The 23,180-nt window shown below is 40.0% G+C and carries 24 protein-coding genes; 7 read left to right on the top strand and 17 right to left on the bottom strand.

Annotated elements, in window-relative coordinates:
* A partial coding sequence (locus VIM89_RS07955) for a UvrD-helicase domain-containing protein (protein WP_488155616.1) occupies positions 1 to 1,817 on the top strand: 1,817 nt, incomplete at its 5' end.
* 263 nt (positions 1,818 to 2,080) lie between these two features.
* On the opposite strand, the gene VIM89_RS07950 is transcribed toward VIM89_RS07955, so the two are convergent.
* The 3 genes from VIM89_RS07950 to VIM89_RS07940 form a co-directional block, all read right to left on the bottom strand.
* Positions 2,081 to 2,398 (bottom strand): 2Fe-2S iron-sulfur cluster-binding protein, encoded by a 318-nt coding sequence (locus tag VIM89_RS07950; RefSeq protein ID WP_488155615.1) that lies wholly within the window; start codon positions 2,396 to 2,398, stop codon positions 2,081 to 2,083.
* A 2-nt stretch (positions 2,399 to 2,400) separates the two neighbouring features.
* Positions 2,401 to 3,411, bottom strand: a complete 1,011-nt coding sequence (locus VIM89_RS07945) for an NAD(P)/FAD-dependent oxidoreductase (RefSeq protein ID WP_488155614.1) — start codon at positions 3,409 to 3,411, stop codon at positions 2,401 to 2,403.
* A 76-nt stretch (positions 3,412 to 3,487) separates the two neighbouring features.
* Entirely contained in the window at positions 3,488 to 4,390 is a 903-nt protein-coding gene (locus VIM89_RS07940) for a LysR substrate-binding domain-containing protein (protein WP_488155613.1), read from the bottom strand.
* 220 nt (positions 4,391 to 4,610) lie between these two features.
* Here VIM89_RS07940 and VIM89_RS07935 point away from each other — a divergent pair, with 220 nt between their 5' ends.
* Complete coding sequence (locus VIM89_RS07935; RefSeq protein ID WP_488155612.1) at positions 4,611 to 5,519, top strand: PepSY-like domain-containing protein; 909 nt, start codon at positions 4,611 to 4,613, stop codon at positions 5,517 to 5,519.
* A gap of 61 nt (positions 5,520 to 5,580) precedes the next feature.
* Here the strand turns inward: VIM89_RS07935 and VIM89_RS07930 are convergent, their stop codons facing one another.
* The 8 genes from VIM89_RS07930 to VIM89_RS07895 all read right to left on the bottom strand — a co-directional run bounded on the left by VIM89_RS07930 (position 5,581) and on the right by VIM89_RS07895 (position 12,500).
* The gene (locus VIM89_RS07930; RefSeq protein WP_488155611.1) at positions 5,581 to 6,771 is read right to left on the bottom strand and encodes an aspartate aminotransferase family protein; all 1,191 of its coding nucleotides are present in this window, start codon (positions 6,769 to 6,771) and stop codon (positions 5,581 to 5,583) included.
* Between the two features lie 164 nt (positions 6,772 to 6,935).
* Positions 6,936 to 7,436 carry a hypothetical protein gene (locus VIM89_RS07925; RefSeq protein ID WP_488155610.1) on the bottom strand — a complete coding sequence of 167 codons (501 nt, stop codon included), beginning with the start codon at positions 7,434 to 7,436 and terminating at the stop codon, positions 6,936 to 6,938.
* Between the two features lies 1 nt (position 7,437).
* Positions 7,438 to 8,376 (bottom strand): hypothetical protein, encoded by a 939-nt coding sequence (locus VIM89_RS07920; RefSeq protein WP_488155609.1) that lies wholly within the window; start codon positions 8,374 to 8,376, stop codon positions 7,438 to 7,440.
* A gap of 51 nt (positions 8,377 to 8,427) precedes the next feature.
* Entirely contained in the window at positions 8,428 to 8,982 is a 555-nt protein-coding gene (locus VIM89_RS07915) for an RNA polymerase sigma factor (protein WP_488155608.1), read from the bottom strand.
* 53 nt (positions 8,983 to 9,035) lie between these two features.
* Positions 9,036 to 9,497, bottom strand: a complete 462-nt coding sequence (gene bcp, locus VIM89_RS07910; protein WP_488155607.1) for a thioredoxin-dependent thiol peroxidase — start codon at positions 9,495 to 9,497, stop codon at positions 9,036 to 9,038.
* Position 9,498: 1 nt separating this feature from the next.
* Entirely contained in the window at positions 9,499 to 11,217 is a 1,719-nt protein-coding gene (locus VIM89_RS07905; protein ID WP_488155606.1) for a M23 family metallopeptidase, read from the bottom strand.
* Between the two features lie 2 nt (positions 11,218 to 11,219).
* The gene (locus VIM89_RS07900; protein ID WP_488155605.1) at positions 11,220 to 11,831 is read right to left on the bottom strand and encodes a fumarylacetoacetate hydrolase family protein; all 612 of its coding nucleotides are present in this window, start codon (positions 11,829 to 11,831) and stop codon (positions 11,220 to 11,222) included.
* Between the two features lie 168 nt (positions 11,832 to 11,999).
* Positions 12,000 to 12,500 (bottom strand): T9SS type A sorting domain-containing protein, encoded by a 501-nt coding sequence (locus VIM89_RS07895; protein ID WP_488155604.1) that lies wholly within the window; start codon positions 12,498 to 12,500, stop codon positions 12,000 to 12,002.
* Between the two features lie 192 nt (positions 12,501 to 12,692).
* Between VIM89_RS07895 and VIM89_RS07890 the strand changes: the two genes are divergently transcribed.
* Positions 12,693 to 14,642 carry a KUP/HAK/KT family potassium transporter gene (locus VIM89_RS07890; protein ID WP_488155603.1) on the top strand — a complete coding sequence of 650 codons (1,950 nt, stop codon included), beginning with the start codon at positions 12,693 to 12,695 and terminating at the stop codon, positions 14,640 to 14,642.
* A gap of 115 nt (positions 14,643 to 14,757) precedes the next feature.
* Here the strand turns inward: VIM89_RS07890 and VIM89_RS07885 are convergent, their stop codons facing one another.
* Both VIM89_RS07885 and VIM89_RS07880 read right to left on the bottom strand, forming a co-directional pair.
* On the bottom strand, positions 14,758 to 15,021 hold the full coding sequence (locus VIM89_RS07885) for a SemiSWEET transporter (RefSeq protein WP_488155602.1): 264 nt from the start codon (positions 15,019 to 15,021) through the stop codon (positions 14,758 to 14,760).
* A gap of 65 nt (positions 15,022 to 15,086) precedes the next feature.
* Positions 15,087 to 16,823, bottom strand: coding sequence for an amino acid permease (locus tag VIM89_RS07880; RefSeq protein ID WP_488155601.1), 1,737 nt, complete (start codon positions 16,821 to 16,823; stop codon positions 15,087 to 15,089).
* Positions 16,824 to 16,906: 83 nt separating this feature from the next.
* Here VIM89_RS07880 and VIM89_RS07875 point away from each other — a divergent pair, with 83 nt between their 5' ends.
* Positions 16,907 to 17,560, top strand: a complete 654-nt coding sequence (locus VIM89_RS07875; RefSeq protein WP_488155600.1) for a phosphatase PAP2 family protein — start codon at positions 16,907 to 16,909, stop codon at positions 17,558 to 17,560.
* Here VIM89_RS07875 and VIM89_RS07870 read toward each other — a convergent pair.
* The gene (locus tag VIM89_RS07870; RefSeq protein ID WP_488155599.1) at positions 17,557 to 18,216 is read right to left on the bottom strand and encodes a hypothetical protein; all 660 of its coding nucleotides are present in this window, start codon (positions 18,214 to 18,216) and stop codon (positions 17,557 to 17,559) included. The two genes, VIM89_RS07875 and VIM89_RS07870, sit on opposite strands and share 4 nt — an antisense overlap.
* A 268-nt stretch (positions 18,217 to 18,484) precedes the next feature.
* On the opposite strand from VIM89_RS07870, the gene VIM89_RS07865 reads away from it, so the two are divergent.
* Together VIM89_RS07865 and VIM89_RS07860 are read left to right on the top strand one after the other, a co-directional pair.
* Complete coding sequence (locus tag VIM89_RS07865) at positions 18,485 to 18,982, top strand: hypothetical protein (RefSeq protein WP_488155598.1); 498 nt, start codon at positions 18,485 to 18,487, stop codon at positions 18,980 to 18,982.
* Positions 18,983 to 19,097: 115 nt separating this feature from the next.
* Complete coding sequence (locus VIM89_RS07860) at positions 19,098 to 19,595, top strand: hypothetical protein (protein ID WP_488155597.1); 498 nt, start codon at positions 19,098 to 19,100, stop codon at positions 19,593 to 19,595.
* 86 nt (positions 19,596 to 19,681) lie between these two features.
* On the opposite strand, the gene VIM89_RS07855 is transcribed toward VIM89_RS07860, so the two are convergent.
* Positions 19,682 to 21,382 (bottom strand): M3 family oligoendopeptidase, encoded by a 1,701-nt coding sequence (locus VIM89_RS07855; protein WP_488155596.1) that lies wholly within the window; start codon positions 21,380 to 21,382, stop codon positions 19,682 to 19,684.
* A gap of 162 nt (positions 21,383 to 21,544) precedes the next feature.
* On the opposite strand from VIM89_RS07855, the gene VIM89_RS07850 reads away from it, so the two are divergent.
* Positions 21,545 to 22,216, top strand: coding sequence for a hypothetical protein (locus VIM89_RS07850; RefSeq protein ID WP_488155595.1), 672 nt, complete (start codon positions 21,545 to 21,547; stop codon positions 22,214 to 22,216).
* A 15-nt stretch (positions 22,217 to 22,231) separates the two neighbouring features.
* Here the strand turns inward: VIM89_RS07850 and VIM89_RS07845 are convergent, their stop codons facing one another.
* Together VIM89_RS07845 and VIM89_RS07840 are read right to left on the bottom strand one after the other, a co-directional pair.
* The gene (locus tag VIM89_RS07845; protein ID WP_488155594.1) at positions 22,232 to 22,672 is read right to left on the bottom strand and encodes a Rossmann-fold NAD(P)-binding domain-containing protein; all 441 of its coding nucleotides are present in this window, start codon (positions 22,670 to 22,672) and stop codon (positions 22,232 to 22,234) included.
* Positions 22,669 to 23,157, bottom strand: a complete 489-nt coding sequence (locus VIM89_RS07840) for an NAD(P)H-binding protein (protein ID WP_488155593.1) — start codon at positions 23,155 to 23,157, stop codon at positions 22,669 to 22,671. The genes VIM89_RS07845 and VIM89_RS07840 overlap by 4 nt, the downstream gene beginning before the upstream one ends.
* Between the last annotated feature and the right edge of the window lie 23 nt (positions 23,158 to 23,180).

The raw sequence follows: 23,180 nt of genomic DNA, 5'->3' as shown, positions 1-23,180 counted from the left end.
CCGTCAAGACATTCCACGGCTTTTGTTACAGCATTTTGCGTAATTACGGTGTAAACGAATTTGACAACAAATTCAAAATTATTGGTGATGAAAAACGTGATGAAGAAGATGAGCTTTCAAAACATGTTGCACCTGAAAGAGCTTTTGACGTAATGCACAAACTTTTAATAGAAGAATGCGAGAACACAGAATATCTATTAAAGCTCAAAAGATACATTCTTGATTACATCATTGACAAAATCCATTTAAAACAAGCAGACCCAAAGTACTTACCGAGAGATGGGAAGTATTTTACAACACTTAATGGCATCAAAGTTCGTTCAAAGTCTGAACAATTTATTGCAGATTGGTTTTACCGACACAGCATCAAATATGAATATGAGCCATTGCTAAATGTGAAAGATTTTTCGTTTCACCCGGATTTTTATATTCCTGAAGCAAACCTCTATATTGAACACATCAGCGATAAAAGTTTTTCAACTAAAGATAAAGAAGAACAATTTCAAAAAGGGAATTTGCTTTTAGTCAAGACTTTTGAAAGTATGACTAAAGACTCTGCTTTGTTCAATCATACTTTAGACAAAATTGTTAAAAATAGACTGCCTTCAAACTATCACCAAACAGTTTCATTAAATTTCATAGAAGAATTTAACGGATATCATGAAGATGTAAAAGACTTCGTACAACAGGTTATGCGGATAACCGACATGATTAAAGTTGAAAATATCCCGATTGATACGGTATTGGCAAATGCAAGGAAAGACCAACACGAAAGGGTTCGCAATTTTTATGAATTAGCAATCCCGATCGTGAAAAACTATATTAACTATTGCACCAACAAATCGTATTTAGACTTTAATGATTTAATTTCCAAAAGCGCTTCTTTATTCCAGAACCAACACGACATAGCTAATAAATACAGAACTAAATTTGATTACATTTTAGTTGATGAATTTCAGGATGTTAACAATTTGCAAGTCGAGCTTATCAAACTTTTATTAACCGATAAAACACAATTGTTTTGTGTCGGTGATGATTGGCAAAGTATTTATGGTTTCAGGGGTTCAAACGTGAGCTACATTGTTGAATTTGAAAGCCACTTTGCAAACGCCAGAACAATAAAACTTAACTTGAATTATCGTAGTACGCAAAACATTGTTGGTGCAAGTAACGAAGTTATCAAGCACAACAAATTCAAAGTTGACAAAGACGTTCATGCATCAAAAAAATCGGAACATAAAATTGTAGTTTACTCAGGCAACACCGAAGAAGAAAATATTCAATTCTGTTTTGACAAAGTCAATGAAATATTAGATGATGGGATAAGTAACGACGAAATTTTGTTTTTATATAGAAGAAGCAAGATGTTTATACCATATTCTAATAGATTTAGGAATGAGAATGTCCGTGTTCAAGGAAAAACTATTCACGCTTCAAAAGGACTTGAAGCAAAAGTTGTTTTCATTATTGGCTTGACAGAGGGAAACGGCGGTTTTCCAGATATTTGGCTTGAAGACAGAATTTTTCAAGTGATAAAAAAGGCAAATCATGATCTTTTAATGGAAGAAGAAAGACGACTATTTTATGTTGCAATTACCAGAGCAAAGGACAAACTTTTTTTAATCACACAAAAAGGTAACGAGTCAAGTTTTTTGAAAGAAATTCCTGAAGTATTTACTGTTAGAACAACTAACCTTATAAAATCCGTAGTTGAAAAAGTAATTATTTGTGAAAGATGTTATAGCCAATTGGAAAAACTATGGGTTGTTTGTCCTTATTGCGGCCAAAAAGTAGAAATTGAACAAAAGTCCGAATAACAGAAATTTCTATTTGGTATTATTCTCTTTACATACTTCTTGATAAGTGTTAATATCTTGAAAATGTTAACATTATATTTTATGTAAACACCAATTCATCATGTAGCGGTAACATTAACTTAAAACGGAACGGGCAACTTTGCGCCAGTTAAAACGCCGGAGAATTTCAAATCATCGTCCCGTTCTTTATTCCGGCTTTTAAGATCAGTTAATAGTTATTGTAAAGAGAGCTTGCTCTCTTTATTTGTTTCTACAGGTCGCATTCATTCTTCTCCGCGTATGCGGAATATCATTCCATCCATGTCTTCCCTGATCCTTAGTTGACAAGCCAATCTGCTATCCGGACCGGCATCTGGTAGGGTATCCAAAAGATCAAGTTCGGCATCCGATGGATGAAAATAGTGTTCAGGACCTTCCAAAACCTGCAAATGGCAGGTTGCGCAAAGCGCCATACCTCCACAGGTAGCCAGGATGTGATGATCCGCAGCTTTTAAGACTTCCATCAGGCTTAGGTTTATGTCTTCGGGTATCTCAACAGGCGCCCGGCGGCCATTTCTATCTTCAATAGTTAAAGTGATCATAATTAAAAAGCACTTACGCCATAAACAGTAGTGTATTTAAAACTTAATTTTTGTTCCGGGTAAACGTGTTTGAATGCGCTCTGGGCCATTAATGCTGCTTCGTGAAAGCCGCAGAGGATAAGTTTCAATTTACCCGGATACGTATTGATATCACCAATGGCATATATGCCCGGAACATTGGTAGAATAATCGAATGTATTTACTTCGATTGCCGAATGATTGATATTTAATCCCCAATCTGCAATCGGGCCCAGTTTGGGAGTAAGGCCGTATAATGGTATTAAATGATCCGCTTCGATAACGGATTCTTCATTATTTCTGTCTACAACAATTACTTCCTTCAAATGCCCGTTACCCTGTATGCCCGTAATGTGTGATTGTAGAACCAGGTTGATTTTCCCTTGCGTTGCCAAGTTAAAAACTTTTTCAGCTGAATCAGGTGACCCTCTGAAGGTGTCGCCCCGATGTACTAGTGTTACTTCGGATGAAATGTCGGCTAAAAATATGGTCCAGTCCAATGCAGAGTCGCCACCGCCTGATAATACTACCCTTTTATTCCGGTAGACCTCGGGATTTTTTATCATATAGGCCACGCCTTTTCCCTCAAAATCTTCCAGTCGGTCAATAGCCGGTTTCCTTGGCTCAAAACAACCAAGACCGCCTGCAATTACTACAGCTTTGCAATGTACTTCGGTAGCGTCATTAGTCTGTATTATAAAGGAAGAATCATCTAATTGATGCAATTGCTCAACCCTTTCACCCAATGAAAATGTAGGCTTAAATGGTGCAATCTGTTTCATTAAACCATCAACCAATTGCTGCGCATTGATGCTTGGGAAACCGGGGATATCGTAGATCGGTTTTTGCGGATATATTTCAGATAGCTGTCCGCCAATTTGCGGTAATACGTCGATAAGGTGACAGCGCATTTTGAGTAAACCGGCTTCAAAAACAGCAAATAAACCAACAGGGCCGGCGCCTATAATGCAGATATCAGTAGTAATGAGTGCCATAAGATTTATCTATAAATGAACACTCAAAGGTCCTCTGTATTATAACTTAGATCAAATGATAAATAGTAATATGAGATTACTTTAGGTTATAATTAGATGTGCAAAAGCGCTTGAATAGCTCGGTAAGCTTGGTATATTTTCCCTGTAGCTGGATAAATTCAAATGTCCTGAATATTTCCAGACCTTTAATTTCTATAATGGCCAGTTCATTATATTTTAATTCACGGATTACTGATTGAATAGAAAGAAAAGTGGCCGTTTCTGAATAGAGGAGATATTCTTTTATGGCGATGCTGCTTTCCAGTTGAATTTCTATTTGCAAATCTTTTGGGTTGATCTGCACTTCGGACAAAGCATTAAAGATCACATCCAAAGTACCTGACCCGGCTTCGCGCAAAACCAGCGGGATGTTCAGTAATTGTTTGGGGTTTATTTCAGCCTTTTTTGCCAGTTGATTATTGGCACGGGTTACCAATACGATCTCATCTTTGGCAAATGGGGTATAAGCAATTTGCGGATAATGGGCAGCACCTTCAACAATGGCGATATCAATTTTTTCATCCAAAACCTGCTGAGTAATGTAATCGGTATTACCCTGTATAAACGTGAATGAAATAGACGGGTAGGTTTGCTTAAATAAAGCCAACAAGCGCGGCAAAATGGTTTGTGCTACTGTGGTGCTTGATCCAATATGAACAGTGCCTGCTTCAATATTATTTAGTTGGGCAAGCTCGGTTTCGAGATCAGTATAGATATGGAAAATTCGTTCAGCATATTGTAGTAACACCTTGCCACCGGTAGTAAGTGTGATGGTGTTACCGTTGCGTTTAAATAATTGAAGGTTTAATTGATGTTCTAATTCCTTGATGTGTTTGGTGACTGCAGGCTGGGTGATAAACAACTCATTTGCGGCTTTTGTAAAGCTGAGCTTTTGTGCAACAACATAAAATACTTTCAGGCGGAAATCGAAAATCATCATCCTAAGTTAGGTGTTCAGGAAATAATTACTGCAATTATTATCAATTGGGAAATCTGGACGTCCTGCTCACATTGCCAAATATTAGAAATCAATTAGAATTGGCTGGTTTCCATGTTCTTAGTGATAATTTCATCGTTATTTCATTTTAGCCGGATAGCTTAGTTATACTAATTAATTTAATGTTTAATGGCTACAATTTCAAGCCCCAAAATTGTAAATCATGAAAAAGCTTACTAAGATCAGTTATTTGTTATTCGCAGTAATAGCAGCAAGTTTCTTTTGGTCATCGTGTCAAAAAAACGAAGCGCCAGGTAGATCGTCTTCAGCATCATTGACGTCATCGGCTGCCTTTACCAATAACCAGGCACTGGTAATAGCAGCGTCAGCTACGGACACCATTTACGCTGTAAACACCTGCCATCACGGAGATAAGGCAGATACCATAGCATTTAGCGCATTGCCCGATACTATTGGCAAATACCTTACCGACAATTATTCGGGTTTTACTTTTAAGCATGCCTATAAAATATCTACCGGTTCAGGCACTCTGGAAGGCTATGTGGTGATGATCACTTATGACAACAATCCTGTCGGACTATTATTTGACGCAAATGGTGTGTTTGTCCGCGTATTGGAACAACGTGAAAGAGGTGACTTAAACGGAAGAGGCTGGCACGAAGGAGGTTGCTTTGATAACAGGGACGGCCATCACCGTGATACTATCGCAATAACTTCATTGCCGGTAACGATCACTACGTATTTCAGCAGCAATTATCCTAGCGATACTTTAAAGCATGTTTTATTAAACAGGGATAGCAGCTATGTGGTGGTGAGTGTGGATAATGGCGTGTTTGTAACACAGTTTACTAATGACGGAACATTTATCAAGCGGGTACAGGTTTATCCTCATGTGATAACTCATACTGCACTGGCACAATCTGATCTACCTGCCAATGTAGGTACTTATTTAACGACTACTTATCCTGCTTACGTATTCGACGCGGCTTATACCGTTAAGCTAAATGGCACCGTAACGGCTTACCTGGTATTTATAGATGCAAACACGACGAAATACCTCGTCCGGTTTGATGCCAGCGGGAATTTTGTGAAAGCGATCACGCTGCATTAATAATAAGGATTATTACCTCTCAAAATAACACCGAGCCGGCTTCCGAATGGAGCCGGTTTTTTTATGATGTGTAATGATTGATGGCTTCAAGAATTACTGCACAGGCTTTCCTGGTCTCATCATGGCTAATGATTAAAGGCGGCGCAATACGCATGGAATTACTGCAATGCAGGAACCAGTCGACTACAACGCCGTTTTCAATGCAGCGGTCGATGATCTTTTTATTCAAATCGAAATTCTCCAGTTCAACAGCCAGCATCAAGCCTTTGCCGCGGACTTCTTTTATAGCAGGATGCACCAATAGCTCGCGAAACAAGTTTTCTTTACCCTCTACTTGTTCAACCAAATTTTCATTCAATAAAACCTCCAAAGCAGCTAACCCTGCAGCGCAGCAAACAGGGTGCCCCCCGAATGTAGTGATGTGACCCAGAATTGGATTTTCTTTAAGCGAACCCATAATTTGATTGGACGAAATGAATGCGCCAACAGGCATACCCCCACCTAATGCTTTAGCTAAAAGCAATATATCTGGTACAATATCAAAATGTTCAAAAGCGAATAGCTTTCCAGTTCTACCAAACGCTGCTTGTATTTCATCCAATATCAATAAGGTGCCAGTTTGAGTACAACGCTGACGTAAAGCCTGCATGTAAGCTTTATCGGGTACGCGGATACCTGCTTCGCCCTGTATAGTTTCGATGATTACACAGGCCGTTTCTTCTGTTATTAACTCCAGGTCGCCCATGTGATTGAACCGGATAAAATTGACACCCGAAAGTAGTGGTCGATAAGCTTGTTTATATTCCTCGTTGCCCATCACACTCAAAGCGCCATTGGTGCTGCCATGATAGGAGTTGTAGCATGAGATAATGTTGCTGCGACCTGTGTACCGTTTAGCCAGTTTTAGTGCACCTTCAACTGCTTCGGCCCCGGAGTTGACAAAATAAACAGAGTTTAATGGTGATGGTAAAATTGATACCAACTTTTCAGCAAAACGTACTTGAGGTGTTTGTACATACTCGCCATAAACCATCAGGTGCATGTATTTATCTAGCTGATCTTTAATGGCATTGATTACATATGGATTACTGTGCCCCAGGCTGCTCACGCCAATTCCTGATATCAAATCGATATAAGGTTTGCCAGAGGCATCATACATATAAATGCCTTCGGCGCGTTCAAATTCGAGCAGAAGTGGAAAATCAGTTGTTTGGGCATTGTTAGCCAAAAAAAGTTGGCGGAGTGTGAGCATGTTTTGATTTCGGATTGCGGAACTTCGATTTCGGAATTGATGCGAATTTCAAGATTCTTAATCGAAATCTAAAATGTGCTGAAAGGTAAACAAACAGTGTGAAAATTATTATTGATGCGAAGGCTCTTAAATCCGAAATCGAAATTCCGACTTCAGAAATCCTATCAAGGGTTATTCTTTAAACCTTCACTGCGCTCTGTAAGTTGTTTGAGCAACTCATCGTTAAAATCGCGTTCACTCTTAAATATCAAACTCACTTTTTCAGGCGGCAGTATCTTTAAAAATTCATCGGTATAATATTTCCGGGTATTAACCAACTCGCTTTCATAATACAATTCCCGGTTGATCTGATCGGTTCCGTTTGGTTGATCAGCCGAGTTATTGATACGTTTCTTTCTTAATATTTCTTTTAAAGATTGTCTGTAGCGCCTGTACACCGGCCAAAAGCGCTGACCTTGCTCCGGGCTCATACTCAATCTCTGGTTAATGTATTGTTCGCGTACCGATTCAATCCTGTTGACTCCACGATTTTGGGGACGCTGTATTACCCTTTCCTGGAAATTTTGCGGACGCCGGAGCAGGGGCCTCACCACCTGGCCGAACGATTTAGTACAAATACCAAAAAACAAGAATATGATAAAGATATATCTGGCCAGTTTGTACATATTATTGACTGGTGTCTAATTCATCCTGCAGATCGCTGCTTAAATTATCTGCGTTAACTTGTTTACTGTCATCAATCAAAGCATGCGAATCATTCTGATCAACATTCGATTGGATGTAATCTTTGATATCATCAACCGACACCTGTGACAATGATTTATGTAAGAAAGAATGGTCGTGATCCTCTGGTGCACTGGTAGTATTCTGCGTTAAAAGTATAGTTGCAGCAACACCCAAAGTCAGACAGGCTGCAGTAGCGTATTTGAACGTTGATGAAGCAAATAGCTGCCTTACAATACCTTTCTTTTGTTTTACAACTTCTTTCTTTTCGGCTGGTTGATTAACCGTTTTATCAAGAATGTTTGCGGTAAGCTTATCAAAATATCCATCCGGAACAGCAAATGATTCTTCCTGGTTTAAGGCTTCTTCAACTGCAATACGGCTCCGGATGTTTTGACTCAACTCTTCAAAGTAGCCTTTCGGCACCGAGAATGTGTCCTCCGATTTATCTAAAGCTTCTTCTACCGCAATCCGGCTTTGAATATTTTGGCTTAACTCATCAAAATAGCCTTGCGGCACGGTAAATGCATCCTCCGATTTATCTAAAGCCTCTTCCACTGTAATGCGGCTTTGAATGTTTTGGCTTAATTCATCAAAATAACCTTCGGGAACAGTAAATCCGGTAGCTTCTTTATCAGCAGCTTCTTCAATTGCGATGCGGGCTTTGATGTTGTTACTTAACTCGTCGAAATAATTTTCGGGCACAGCAAACCCATTTGAAGGAGAGCCGGTCTTTAACTCATCTAACTTAATATATGACACGATCTGCTGCTCCAGTTCATCAAAATAGCCATCAGGCACTGTAAACGGGTTATTTGGATTAACCTGTTTAAGTGACATATATTCGTCAAGCCATTCTCTATTTCCTCTTTCGCTGTTCATATCGGTATATAGATGAATCTGATTCCAAAAGGTTTAAAGTAAATTTAAAATTTAATCCTTTGATAGTAAAAATGATTCAATTTTTTTCACAGCAAGGTGAAAAGAGGCCTTTAGCGCACCAACACTGGTCCCCAGCACTTCCGACATCTCTTCATACTTCATGTCATCGTAGTACTTCATGTTAAATACGAGCCGCTGTTTTTCAGGCAAAGTCAAAATTGCCTGCTGCAATTTCATCTGTGCCTGGTCACCATTAAAATAACCTGAATCAGCCAGTGTATCAGCCAGTTCATAAGATACATCATCCAGCGGTATGTTATTTTTCTGTTTTTTCTTGTTCAGAAAAGTAATGCACTCATTGGTGGCAATACGATACATCCAGGTGTATAGCTGGGCATCGCTGCGGAAACCCGGCAGGTTTTTCCAAACCTTTACAAAAGTATCCTGGATCAGGTCATCCGCATCGTCATGGTCTATCACCATTCGGCGGATATGCCAGTAGAGCTTTTGCTGGTATTTTTTTAATAGCAGGTTAAAAGCTTCGTTTCGGGTTTTCTCATCCTGGAACTTGCGTAATATTTCTGCATCATCAACCTGTACCGACATGTATTATTATTTATGATTTACCAGTAATTAAGGCGAAAATAATTAAAAATCTTTTATTGTAGCAGGTCAAGCACCTGCTGCGACGCGTTTTTGCTTTCAACTTTATCAATCACCTTCAGGATCTTCCCTTTTGGGTCGATGATAAAAGTGGTACGTAGTACGCCCATGTATTTCCGGCCGAACATCATTTTCTCCGCCCAAAGGCCATATGCTTCAACAATTTTCCTGTCGGGATCAGCTATGAGCGGGAATGGCAGGTTAAACTTCGTCTCAAATTTTTTATGCGATTTTTCTGTATCAGGACTTACGCCAATCACCGAAAAACCTTTGCTGAGTAACGATTGATAATTATCGCGGAAGTTGCATGCCTCATTGGTGCAGGTCGGGGTATTGTCCTGCGGGTAAAAGTACAGTATCACATTTTTGCCCTTGAAATCGGATAATGAAACGGTATTGCCATTTTGGTCTTTTGCTGTAAAATCGGGGGCTTTTTCACCCTCTTTTGGAATTGCCATATTATTTGAAAAAATATGCGGAAAATTGCGAAATATTATCCTTATTATCAGTAACGGTTAAGTCAAATATATGTTTACCCGAAGCCAGATCCTTGTCGATCTTATAGCTAAGGACTTTGGTTTTATAATCCCATTCCATCAGCACCCATTTGCCGTCAATTTTGCCCGAGTAGGTTCTTATTCCCGACATGTTATCACCGATCTTAAAGGCAATGCGCTGCATCTTGGCCATGTTGCTGCCGTTTTTAATATTGAGCGGATGAATAACCGGTGGAACGGAATCGATACGGATATAATAATCGCCAAAAGTACGAGCACTGGCTTTTAGATAACCGTTATCGTAGGTTCCGCCTTCACAAACGCCATTGGCATTCATGATGACCGCTTTGCCTATTTTATCGCCAATTTTATCGTCAGGTTTTATCCAGATCTCGAAAGTGTCATTGATAGGTGTAAAGTGGTTATGGATATGATGTATAGCTGAATACATGCCCGGTTTGGCCGGTGAAGTGGAATAAGTAAAGTTCAGATCGTCATATAAATTGCCAACGGGTACAACCACTTTCAGATTATCAGCATTAAACTCATTCTGCTTATCGTAATGAAATAATGTTGTTCCGGCAGGAGCGGGGGTAGGAACGCTTTTAACTGAGCTTGATTTTACCTTGATGTCCAAAGTCGAGGTGTTTCCAGCGATATCTTTTACTACATATTCTACATCATGCACCGCGTCATCAGAAAAATTGACTACACCACGATTTACTGATTGCGGATATAGGGTGATCTTGCTGCCCGGAAGTATAAAACATTTTTGGATGAAACGGTGTGAGCTTAAAAAAGTGGGATAATCAATGTACGCGTTGATAGAGTGCGTCTGATCAAAAGCAAAACGTTCCACAGCAAAAGTGTAAACAGTTGTACCGTCAACTTTTAGTTCGATAGAGTAGATACCATTGTGATTGAATGAAGTGCTATTCATATCGGTCGCTGTGATACCAAAGCCGGTTTCACCATTTACATTGATCACTTGTGGTTTCAGCAAATGATAATGCCCTGCTGCGCCTTTCACCGCAAAAAATTGTCTCGATGTTTTTTCGCTGAAAGGAGCATCGCCCAGGTGATAAACGCAAATAGTACCCAAAGTAGGGGGAACATGATCAGGTATCGTCAACCCAAACAATTGTGGGTTGATAGTTTGTTCGGTTTGAGTATCTCTTATTTCGAAATGTAAGTGAGGACCCGCAGAAGCACCCGCATTACCCGACCAGGCGATCACATCATCCTTGCAAACCATGGCTTGCGTAGGAGGCAATTTAAAATCGACCTCAAAGCTTTGTGTCTCGTATTGTTGTTTGCGCACTATTTCCTCCAGCTTTGGATCAAAACGTTCAATGTGCCCATAAACCGTTGTAAATCCATTGGGATGAGTCACATAGATGGCATTTCCAAAGCCGCCAAACTGAACCCGCAAACGTGAAATATAACCATCATAAGCCGCATGAACCGGATAGCCGGTACGTCCATTCGTTTTAAAATCAAGCCCTGAGTGAAAATGCTCGGGACGCAACTCGCCAAAAGAACCAGCCGTGCTTGGCGGCAGGTCCAACGGGTAGCGGAAAAAGTTTTTTGGATACTGCTGTGTTTGAATGGGAGCCTGCGCAAAGCAGTTCAAGGCAAAGCCTAAACAGGCAGCATAAAAGACAATAAATTTTTTAAACATGCTTATTTAACGTAAAAATCAAGCATTTTCACATCTTCAATATAACCTTCAAGGCGGTCGCCTATTTTTACCCTGCTTACACCTTCGGGAGTGCCGGTAAAAATCAGGTCGCCTTTTTTGAGTGTGATATATCTTGATACAAAGGCTATTATACGTTCAAAAGAGAATAAAAGGTCTTTGGTATTTCCGTGCTGACGCAGTTGCCCGTTTATGTCGAGTTTGAAATTTAAATTATATAAATCCTTAAAGTTTGCTTTAGGTACAAAATTGCTTATCGGCGCTGATCCATCGAATCCTTTAGCCAGTTCCCAGGGCAGACCTTTTTCTTTATGGCGCTGCTGAATGTCACGTGCTGTAAAATCAACCCCTAAACCGATCTCTTCAAAATAATTACCCGCAAAATTTTCGCTAATATGTTTTCCTTCCTTGCTGATCTTTAAAACAAGCTCGATCTCATGATGGACATCCTCAGAAAAATCAGGATGATAAAAAGGCTTGTTATCTTTTAGTATCGCTGTGTCGGGCTTCATAAATATCACAGGTGTAGTAGGAACAGGATTGTTCAGCTCTTTAGCATGCTCGGCGTAGTTGCGGCCTATGGCAATTATTTTCATAGTAGTTGTAAAATGCCAAAGGTAGTGATTGGTTGCGATTGGTTGGAGAGGTTTTATTGGTTTTATTGGTTGTAGCAGTTGTATTGGTTGTAGTTGTAGGACATATAAGTAAATTGGTTTAAACTGCTTTAACCAGTACAACCAATACAACTGCTACAACTAATTCAACTACAACACAGAAATCCTCTTAATCACCGATTCAGTCCCGGCAACTACGCGGATAAAGTAAAAGCCGCGTGAGAGTTTATTACTGATGGGGTAGGTGAAGCTTTGTTCGCCAACTCCGATCCTTTGAGATACCAGGGTCATTACTTCGTTGCCTAATACGTCCATTACTTTAACAGTAACTAAGGCATTACGGGACAAAACGTATTTGATATTGATCTGATCGGTAACCGGGTTTGGATAAACCTGGACGTCGGTAAGCAGCTTATCGTCGGTACGGATCACATTTATTTTTGCAGTGGATGTAACAGCCGGTTTTAATGGCGGCAGGGCTAAATGCAGACCGTTTTTTGAATAAGAAGACTTAGTAGTACCGAGTTTGGATTTGGCAAGATGTACCGTTGTATCTGATCTGTTGGCTTGAAAAGCAAAGGCAATATTGATGGTTAATGCAAGCGCAAGCAGTATTAACCACGAAAAAATATTAGTATAGTTTTGCCTCATGCTCTAATCTCTTTTACAAAAATAGAAATAATGTAGCAAGGAATTAATACCAAATACCTTTTAAAGAATATTTTAACAAAATTTAACAAAATGAGTTTTATTATTGAATATTTGCCGAAATTTATAATGTAAGGATAACACTAAGAGTTATAAATTTAGTAGCAATTAAGTTAATGACTTTTAACGCTAAAAATGCATAAAGACCTTCAAAAGCTATCACTTGCCGGCCTTCTCATAAGTCTTGGTATAATTTATGGTGATATCGGTACCTCTCCGCTTTACGTTTTTAAAGAAATTGTAGGTACTCAAACTCAGGCACCTTCAGAGTTGTTGATATTAGGCGGGATATCCTGTATCTTCTGGACACTCACGCTGCAAACAACTTTAAAATATGTGGTGATCACCTTACAAGCGGATAACAAGGGTGAAGGTGGCATTTTTTCATTGTTCTCGCTGGTAAGGCGTAAAGCTAAATGGCTCATCATACCTGCGGTTATTGGTGGTTGCGCATTATTGGCTGATGGTATTATTACCCCGCCAATTACCATATCCGCAGCCATTGAGGGTCTTACCATTGAATTTCCGCATTTGCAAACGGTGCCCATTGTTATTATTATCATAGCTGCATTGTTCATTATACAGCAATTGGGGACTTCGTTGGTGGGCAAAGCTTTTGGCCCGGTTATGTTTCTCTGGTTTACGATGGTTGGAGCACTTGGCCTGTCTTATATCGTACAAATGCCTTCCATTATTAAAGCTTTAAATCCTTATTACGCCCTGGCATTGCTGACCAGCCATAATTACGATGCATTTTTGATATTAGGTGCCGTCTTCCTGTGTACAACAGGGGCCGAAGCACTTTACTCGGACCTGGGGCATTGTGGACGAAACAATATACGGATCAGCTGGATATACGTGAAAAGTTGCCTCGTCCTCAATTATTTGGGACAGGGGGTATGGCTGCTGAACAACAAAGATCATTTACCCGATCTGAGTATACATAATCCTTTTTTCGAGATCATGCCTCACCGGTTTTTGATATATGGTATCGCTATAGCTACCGTCGCTGCGATCATTGCCAGCCAGGCATTGATTTCAGGTTCGTTTACGCTTATTGCTGAAGCGGTTCGACTTAACTTATGGCCGAAAGTAAAGATCAATTACCCGACTGAACAAAAGGGACAATTATATGTGCCCAGTGTTAACTGGCTGCTATGCGCTGGCTGTATTGGGGTAGTTTTACTGTTTAAACATTCAGACAGGATGGGTGCGGCTTACGGTTTAAGTATTACCGTAGCCATGCTGATGACTACCATCCTGGTGTCTAAATTCCTGGCGAAACGCAAATTTCCACCTTATGTCATTTGGATATTCCTGGCGGTGTATTTACTTATCGAAGTAACCTTCCTGTCGGGTAACCTGGTTAAGTTCGTCCATGGCGGCTGGTTCACTTTATCTGTGGGTGCGCTGTTGTTTGCCATTATGTGGACATGGCACATCGCCCGTAAGATCAGGAACCGCTATGTGAAGTTTATCAATATCGAGGATTATTACACGATATTGAAAGAACTGAGCGAGGACGAAAGTGTTCCAAAATATGCTTCCCAATTGGTATACCTTACTAGTGCAAATTTTGATTCGGAGGTGGAATCGAAGATCATCTATTCTATACTTCAAAAGCAGCCTAAACGGGCCGATGTTTATTGGCTGGTACACGTTGATGTGGTAGACGAGCCATACAGAAGAGAATATGAAGTAACCTTCCTGGTGCCGAATAAAGTGATCCGTATCGATTTCAAACTAGGATTCCGTGTTGAACAGCAGATCAACCTGTTATTCAGAAAAGTGGTGGAAGACCTGGTTAAAAAAGGCGAGGTAAATATTACCAGCACCTATAAATCATTAAATAAACATAAAATTGTAGGCGATTTCAGGTTTGTAGTGATCGAGAAGGTATTATCCCGGTCGCATAAGCTATCGTTTTATGAGCGTGTGGTTATGATATTTTATAATTACCTCAAACAAGCTAGTTTATCTGAAGAACGCGGTTTTGGTCTTGATCTGAGTTTTGTAACGGTGGAAAAAGTACCGTTGATGCTTACCGATCCGGAGGTGGTTGATATTCAAAGGATTGGTGGGTGATGTTTAGTTGTAGTAGTTGTAATTGTTAGAGAGGTTGTAAAGGTTATTACCTCTTTTCGTTTTCAACTTTTTTTAACCAATACAACCATTACAACTTCTATAACCTTTCCAACCTTCACTTATACCTGATCTTATAAGCCAATATAATACTCGCGAATATAAATGTAATGGCATTCGCAATTGCTACAGGCAGGCTGTGGCTCAACACACCATACATCAGCCAGAAAAATGTACCTGCCGTAAACAGCATATACATATATAGCGAGATGCCCGAAGTGTCTTTGGTTTGAATGGTTTTGATGGCCTGCGGTAAAAAGGAAACGGTGGTACCGAAAGCAGCTAAGTAGCCAATGATATCAATGTAGCTTATATTCTTCATAGGGATATGTTAAAATGATAAAGCAAAATCCCGAATAAGCAGCTTTTATAGCTAACAACAACCTTTTATTCTAAACCCTCGATCTTTTTGACGTTCCACTTATTTAAGGCGCTGTTCCTGTAGCTGTATCCGAAATAGATAAATAGGCCCACAACCAGCCAGATCACAAAACGGGCCCAGTTGGTGGCGCTTTCCTGCGACATAAGATAGAAACAACTGAGCAATCCAAGCACAGGTATCAGCGAAAAACTTTTAATAAATGTGAATATCGTTACGATGACAGCCACGGTATAGAATATCAGCATCGGAATACCTTCTTTGGTAAGCAAACTGCCGAAATAGCCGGGGACAAATATCAAAATGCAGGTTAAAGTAATAATGAACAGAACCGGGACTATATATTTACCATTAACATAAGGCACCTTGAATTTTGCATGTTGTTTATTCTCCGGTTGACTGTTTAGCATCAAAACGCCGCCGCACACCAGTACAAAGGCAAATAAAGTACCGATGCTGGTCAGCGCCAAAACCACATCCAGGTTGAGGAATAAGGCTGGTACAGCAACAACAAAACCAGTTAAAATAGTTGAAAATGAAGGTGTATGATATTTAGGGTGAATGCGTGAGAATACTTTTGGCAATAAACCATCACGGCTCATACTCATCCATATGCGTGGTTGGCCTAGCTGATACACCAATAATACAGATGCAATCACTACAATAGCGCTTACCGATATAATACCCGCTACCCAATTGGCTGCTTTTGAATTCTGATCTTCAAATACAAAAGCCAGGGGGTCGGCGACATTCAGTTTGCTGAAGTGTGTCATGCCAGTCAGCACCAATACGAGGATAATATAAAGCACAGTACAAATAATCAGCGTATTGAACATTGCTTTGGGCAAGTCTCGCTGTGGCCTTTCACATTCTTCCGCTGTCGTAGATATCGCATCAAAACCTATATAGGCAAAGAATACTGCCGATACGCCTTTCATAACACCAGAGAAACCATTAGGCATAAAGTTGGCCCAGTTAACAGGTTTGATATAAAATGCGCCTGCAATGATTACTAAAACTATGATGCCCAATTTAGTTAGTACCATGATATTGTTAGCCTTCTTTGATTCGCGGATACCAATGTATACGATGTAAGTGATCAGCACCACTATAAGTAAGGCAGGGATATTCATGATAACCCGCACATCACCGGAGCCTGGCGCATGCATCCATGCTTCGTAAGAATTTTGCAAAGTATCACTCAATCTATTTAGCGGAGTTCCTTTGCCAATTTCTTTTAAGGCTTCTTCATAACCTGAGTGTGCGGTAACATAGTCCATCGTCATCCAGGAGGGGATATGGATATTAAAACCGGATAGAACACGGACGAAATACTGGCTCCAGGATATAGCCACGGCGATGTTGCCGATAGCATATTCCATCAACAGATCCCAGCCAATGATCCAGGCGAATATTTCACCAAAGGCAATGTAGGAGTAAGTGTAAGCGCTCCCTGCAACAGGCACAGCCGATGCAAATTCAGCATAACAGTAAGCTGCAAAACCGCAGGCGACTGCTGTGAACGTAAACAGAAGGATTACTGCCGGTCCGCCGTGATAGCTTGCGGAACCAATCGCAGTGAATACCCCTGTACCGATAACTGCCGCTATGCCCAGAAAAGTAAGGTCTTTAACCCGCAATGCCCTGTTTAGCTTTTGGCCGGTGTGTTCGTGATCGCCATAGCCTCTTTCAGAATCATATAAAATCTTTTCAATCGATTTTTTACGGAAGATACCTTTCGACATGCAGTTAATTGATTAGAGCAAGCCCAAACATAACTATTTTTTTGCATTGAATTACATAGCAGATTTTCTATTAACTTGCGCCCATGAAAACGAGTATGAATGAGGTATTGAGACGTATAAAAACGTTTTTGATCCCTTATTTAGTGATCTTATGCATTTGCCTGGTGATCAAATTGGTTTACACCAAATCGGAGATCTACTTTGCTGTTAATGCACATTACGATCCATTTGTTGATTGGATTGAACCTTATATAACCGACATCGGAAACGGATGGACAGCTGTAGCTATAGCAGCAATACTAACACTGTTCAATTATAGGAAAGCATTGATTGTAGCATCGTCTTATGCGGTCACATCTATTTCAGCACAAATAATCAAATATATTTTTGATGCGCCGCGACCGAAGCTTTATTTTAAAGATCAGCTCAGTAAGATCCATTTTGTTAAAGCAGTTGAAATTTTGAGTTTACATAGCTTTCCATCTGGACATACGGTTTCAGCATTTACCCTGGCAGTGATTTTCACCTATTGGAGTAAGAACAAGGCCTGGGGGCCTGTGTTCTTACTCATTGCTGTTATGGTAGGTTATTCGCGTATGTATCTAAGCGAACATTTTTTTGAGGATGTTACCGCCGGGTCAGTTATCGGGGTAATCCTGACAGTTATCTGGCTCTGGTGGCTCGATAACAAAAGTTTTATTCAACGGCCCAGTTGGCAAAAAGGGCTGCTTGGTTAAGCAAACTGACCACTATCTCTTTTCCGGAATACCAGCCAGGCTATCAATCCGATAAGTACTATACCGCCTGCAATTTCGATCACCGTATAAGTACTGTTAGGTGTTTGCGGACGGGTATCTACATACTGATCATTTCGCTGCAATTCAGGCGAAAGTTTGATGGATGCAAAGTAGGCCTTTGATTCATCCTTTATCAAGTCTTTTCTTGAATCGCCATAGCCAAATTCAAATGTATAAGTGGCATCCTGTGTATACAGTAAAATAAAGTTGCGGTACTGCGTTTCACCGTTAGGATCATTCTGAACCAATGTGAAAGCTTTGGCCTTCAATCTGCCAATTGTGGTATCACGGATGTTTTGTGTGCTACCGTTACCACTTTGGGTTTGTATGCCCTGAATGTATTTTTTTAGAACGGCGTTAAGATCATTTTCTTTTTGTAGCGGTTGATTGCCCTTTGCATTCGCCTGGCGAATGGCGATCATGTAACCAAGATCAGAATTAGCAGTGTAAATCTGCTGACCCAGTGTATCTTTTTGAGTATAAGATGATGGTAATGAAACGTTTACCAGGCTATCAAGCTTGACTGACTTTAACGATTGGCCGAATACTGCATTCACCGAAAACAGTATGGCAAATATTATAATTAGTTTCTTCATATTACTTATATAAACTGTCTAAAACGGTAAATAGTTTAATATAATTACAATAAGTAATTTAAGTTGCTTATTAATTGTCTGATAATAAGTATTTTATGTGTAATAATAATGTCCTATTTTACACTTAGGCGACAATGCGATGCCTATAATGTCTGAATAATTTATTCATTGTTTTTGTGCGAAATTTTTTTTAGTATAAGTTATAACCTATTTACTAAAAATTCGTATAATTAGCAAAATAATAAATAACTTAAATCTTGTTACAAGAATGAAAACAATTAAAACGCTGGCTGTAATGGCCATTTCTCTCTCAGTAATTACATTAAATTCCTGCAAAAAGAAGGACGAAAAACCTGCTGTGTCAATTACAGCAACTGTTGACGGCACTGCTACCAGCTTCAACGTCAATGCGGCGGCACTGCAAGGTTCTGTAGGTGGTGTAACCTTTACCAATATACAAGGCAGCACATCCGGCGGAGCTATGTTATCTATGACCCTGTCTGGAGCCGTGACTGCCGGTAAAACCTACAGCGATGCTGCAGCCAGTGAAAATGACATGCCATTATTTGTATACGCAACATCGGCAACTTCTGAGGACGACTATTTAAATGACGATGATGATACCTCAAATTTACCAAGTGTAACCATTACGTCGGTAACCTCAACTACTATAGATGGTACGTTTAAAGGCCTGGTACAAAACAGCACAGGTACTAAATCTATCGCTAATGGCAAGTTCCACGTAAATATTCAAACTCATCCATAATACTTGAGATATGATTAATAAAAAATCCGGTTGTAGAGAATATGGCCGGATTTTTTATTCCTTTTTTCCCAGGTCAGGAAATAATTTTATTACACTAACCTTATAAATCTTGACGATGAAGACAATTAAAAATGTTGCTTTATTATCCCTGGCATTTGTTGCAATCACTTTAAATTCCTGCAACAAGAAAGATGAAAAACCTTCTTATTTTATCACAGCTACTGTAGATGGAAAGCCAACTAGCTTTAATACCAATGCCGCGGCGGCTTCGCTAATAGTTCAGGGTTCATCTTTAACAAATATTACGGGTCAGGCGGCAGATGGTTCAACAATTTCTATTATTTTAAATTCAACGCCTACTACCGGTAAAACTTACATTTTTACCGCCAGCGATCAGGCAGATCAAGCTGTAGTAAACATAACCAATTCATCTGCAGAGTTTATAAATAACCCAGGCAGTTCAAATGTGGTAACTGTCACTATAAACGCTGTCAATTCTACATCAATTCAGGGCACATTCAAAGGAGATTTGGCATCAACACCAAATAGTAATCCCGCGCTTTTACTCAAATCTGTAACTAACGGAACATTTAATGTTCCTTATTCCAAATAAGGATTATACACTTTAAATAACAAAAAGGCCTTCTGTTATAAGCAGAAGGCCTTTTTGTTTATAAGACCTGACAATGTAGACTGAGATTACAACTTATCCATTTCACTCTTCACAAATTCAGCCAGCTCCTTAACATAATCAGCGCTGAAATCAAATTTGATGCCTGCTGTTTCATAAATTTCTTTGATGGTTTTTGTATAGCCCAATTTCAGAGCTTCCAAGTATTGGGCTAAGCCTCTCTCCGGGTTTTCCTTGTAGTTTTTCCAAACGGCGATTGCACCTAATTGAGCCATACCGTACTCGATGTAATAGAATGGCACTTCGAAAATATGCAGCTGTTTTTGCCACAGGTTAGCTTCCGCTTCTTTATGCGTGCTCCAATCGGCAAAGCTTGCACCGAAGTTTTCAAATATCTGCGGCCAGGCCTCTGTACGCTGTTCATCGGTATGATCCGGGTTGGTATATATCCAATGCTGAAATTGATCTACAACGGCCACCCAAGGCAAGGTTTTCAATACATCAAAAAGCTGATCGCGTTTCGCACGTTTCAGGTCTTCTTCATTATCAAAATATACATCCCAGTTGTCCATGGAAATCAATTCCATCGACATAGAAGCCAGTTCAGCAACTTCTGATGGGCAATGCTTAAAATCGTTTAGTTCCAAATCAGCAGTAAGGAACGTATGTACCGCGTGCCCTCCTTCGTGAACCATCGTTGTCAGATCGCGGAAAGTATTAGCTGAATTCATGAAGATAAATGGTGCACCGGTTTCAGCCAGTGGATAATTGTAACCACCCGGGGCTTTGCCTTTACGGCTTTCCACATCGAACAATTGGTTATCCTTCATGATCTCCAGGCGCTCGCCCAGGTAACGACTGATATTACTGAAACATTGAATAGATTTCTCGATCAGTTCGCCGCCATTCTGAAAAGGTTTCAAGGCCGCTTTGCCTGAAATATCTACGTCCAGGTCCCACGGTTCCAGTTTGTCCAAACCCAAAGCAGTTTTGCGTTTTCCGGCTTGCTCGTCCAGTATCGGTACCACTTCTCTCTGTATCGCCTCATGAAAAGCATAGCAATCCTGTGGCGTATAATCAAAACGCCCTAACGCCTGGAACATATAATCTCTGAAGTTTTCAAAACCGGCATTTAAAGCTACCTTGTGCCTCAGTGCACGCAGGATATCGAATAACTTATTTAATTGATTTTTATCCTGCAAGCGACGGGTGGTGATCTTCTCCCATGCTTCCTGTCTCTTGCTGCGGTCGGTATCTTTTAAGCGAACTGCAGCTTGTTCCAGGGTGAATTCCTTATCATCGATATGAACAGACATCGACCCGGTGATCGACTGGTATTTCTGTTGTTCTACCTGTATCTCGGTCAGGATAGGGATATTTTCTTCCCTGAAGAGTTCCAGTGCCTTTTTTACACCACGCAGGTAGATAAAATATTTTTCTTCATCTAGTTGATCCGCATATTCGCTGCCAACTAGTTTTTTATTCAGTTCATTGCTGTAAGGCGCAATTTTAGGCTCGATCTCTGTAGCGAAATATTGAAATTTTTGCAGTAGTTCTTCGCTGGCAGTATCGCAGGTCATGCGGATATAACGCCAGGCAAAATCTTCCTCCAAAGCGGCTTCCAGTTCGCTGCGATCGTGCAGCCAGTGTTCCAGTTCCGTAACAGAGTTGATCGGACGCTCCGTTAATTCCTTAAAGATGGGTTCCAGGTTTTCCCATTTGATCTCCAGATTTTGTGGTATGTATGTTCTTGTTTTCTTGTGTATCATGATTTTTTGATGTGCAGATGTGATTTTGATGTGCAGATGTGCGTATGTGCAAATGTGCAAATTAGTACCGAAGAGTAAATGCTAAAGTTGTATTTAAATAGGTGTCACTTTTCAATCTAAGAAGGTTTAGTTAGATTTACTTAAAAAATTAGATCTAAACCGATGACTAATCAATTAACTTCTTTGCCAACATGGGCAATACCAAGTTTAATAATACTAGCAATTTTATATTTCTTATACATTATTTGGCCTTATCCTCAGATCAGATTGTACTATTTTAAGCGGCATTTTTTTAGAGCGATACTTAAAGTCACCTCTATCAATGACACTAGCAATACAGGCGCGGCAGGACAAACATGGGATCAATTAAATCAACTGTCATGGGAGGAATTAAAATTAGATTTTAAAACTCTTATGGAAAAGCATGGCAGGTTCAAAAATAAGTATAAGAATGCAAGTACATTATTTGAAGAATGTTTGTACTACCTTGACACAAAAGGCAGCGAAAATCTAGCATTTATGACTGACTTGACAGTTAGCAATAATACAAGAGCCAAGATAATTAATTTGATCCGTTTGGCAAGAAATGAAAATCCATTTTTAGGTCTTCCAAGTAAAGAAGCCAATTTGCTAACTATTATTAATCAGTCTCTTATAGATAAGAATGTTGAGTTGGGCCGAAGTTCTTTAATTCAGCTCTCGCAGGAAATCGAACAAATGGTAGTATCTATGGAAGGACAGGAGCGAAGGAATATAGTTTCTTATATAGTTTCCATTGTTGGTGTTATTTTGACGATAATATTTGGACTGATTTCTTTGCGCTCTCTATTTTAGTCTAAACTATTAGCATTATTTTTTATAAATAGTCTTCGACATCAGCTTAAACCCATCTTTATAAGAGGTGGGTTTATAGTTAAACGCTTTTTCAAACTTGTCTGAATTGAAGTTGTAATCGTGGTTGTATTGGTAATACATTTCAACCGTACCCATCACTACTTTAACGAAAAGACCGTATAACCAAAGCATGGTCTTGCTCACAGCCATAAATTTGGGGTTGACATCGTAAATGCTTGCTGCGAGCTCAATGAATTGCTTTCCGGTCATTGGCGCAGCAGTAGGCATGTGCCATATCTGGTTATCGCTGCTGGGATTTTGCCCTAACAGGAACATGCCTTTACCCATATCAGGAATATAGCTGAAGTTGTGCAATTTATTCGGATTGCCAATCCATTGGGCGCTTTGCTTTTTGGCGAATTTATCCAATACCATCATATCCAGAAAGCTGTTCATATTCTCAGTTCCGTAAAAATCAGCACCGCGGCGATGGTTGCAGTGATATTACCGGCCTTTGCTTCATCCATAAATTTAGTAGCAATTTTAGCACGAACTTCACCCTTTACACTGCATGGATTATACGGTGTAGTTTCCAGCATTGGTCCGTTAACAAGTCCGTAGGAGTATACGTTGTCGAAGAAGATCAGTCGTGCGCCGGTTTCTTTGCCAAGGTTGATAAAGTTTTGCATGATGACAGGCCATTGTTGCTGCCAAACAGTTTTGTCGTATACTAATCCGGCTGTCAGGTAGATCACACTTGAGCCTTTTGAAGCAGCAAGCAGTTCGTTATAATTTAACAGATCAGCTTTTTGCCAGGTAGCGTTTGGTGTTGATGGCTGGATAGGCTTGCGGCTAACCAGGCGTATGGTTTCTTTGTTGTTTGCTAATTCGCGGACAAGTGCACTTGCTACTGGCCCGCCGGCTCCTAATATGGTATGCATAGTTCTTTTCGTTTTGATATATA

Source organism: Mucilaginibacter sp. (assembly GCF_036568825.1).
Lineage (GTDB): Bacteria > Bacteroidota > Bacteroidia > Sphingobacteriales > Sphingobacteriaceae > Mucilaginibacter.
Note: the sequence above shows the minus strand (reverse complement) of the source record. Positions and strands in the feature narration are given on the sequence as shown.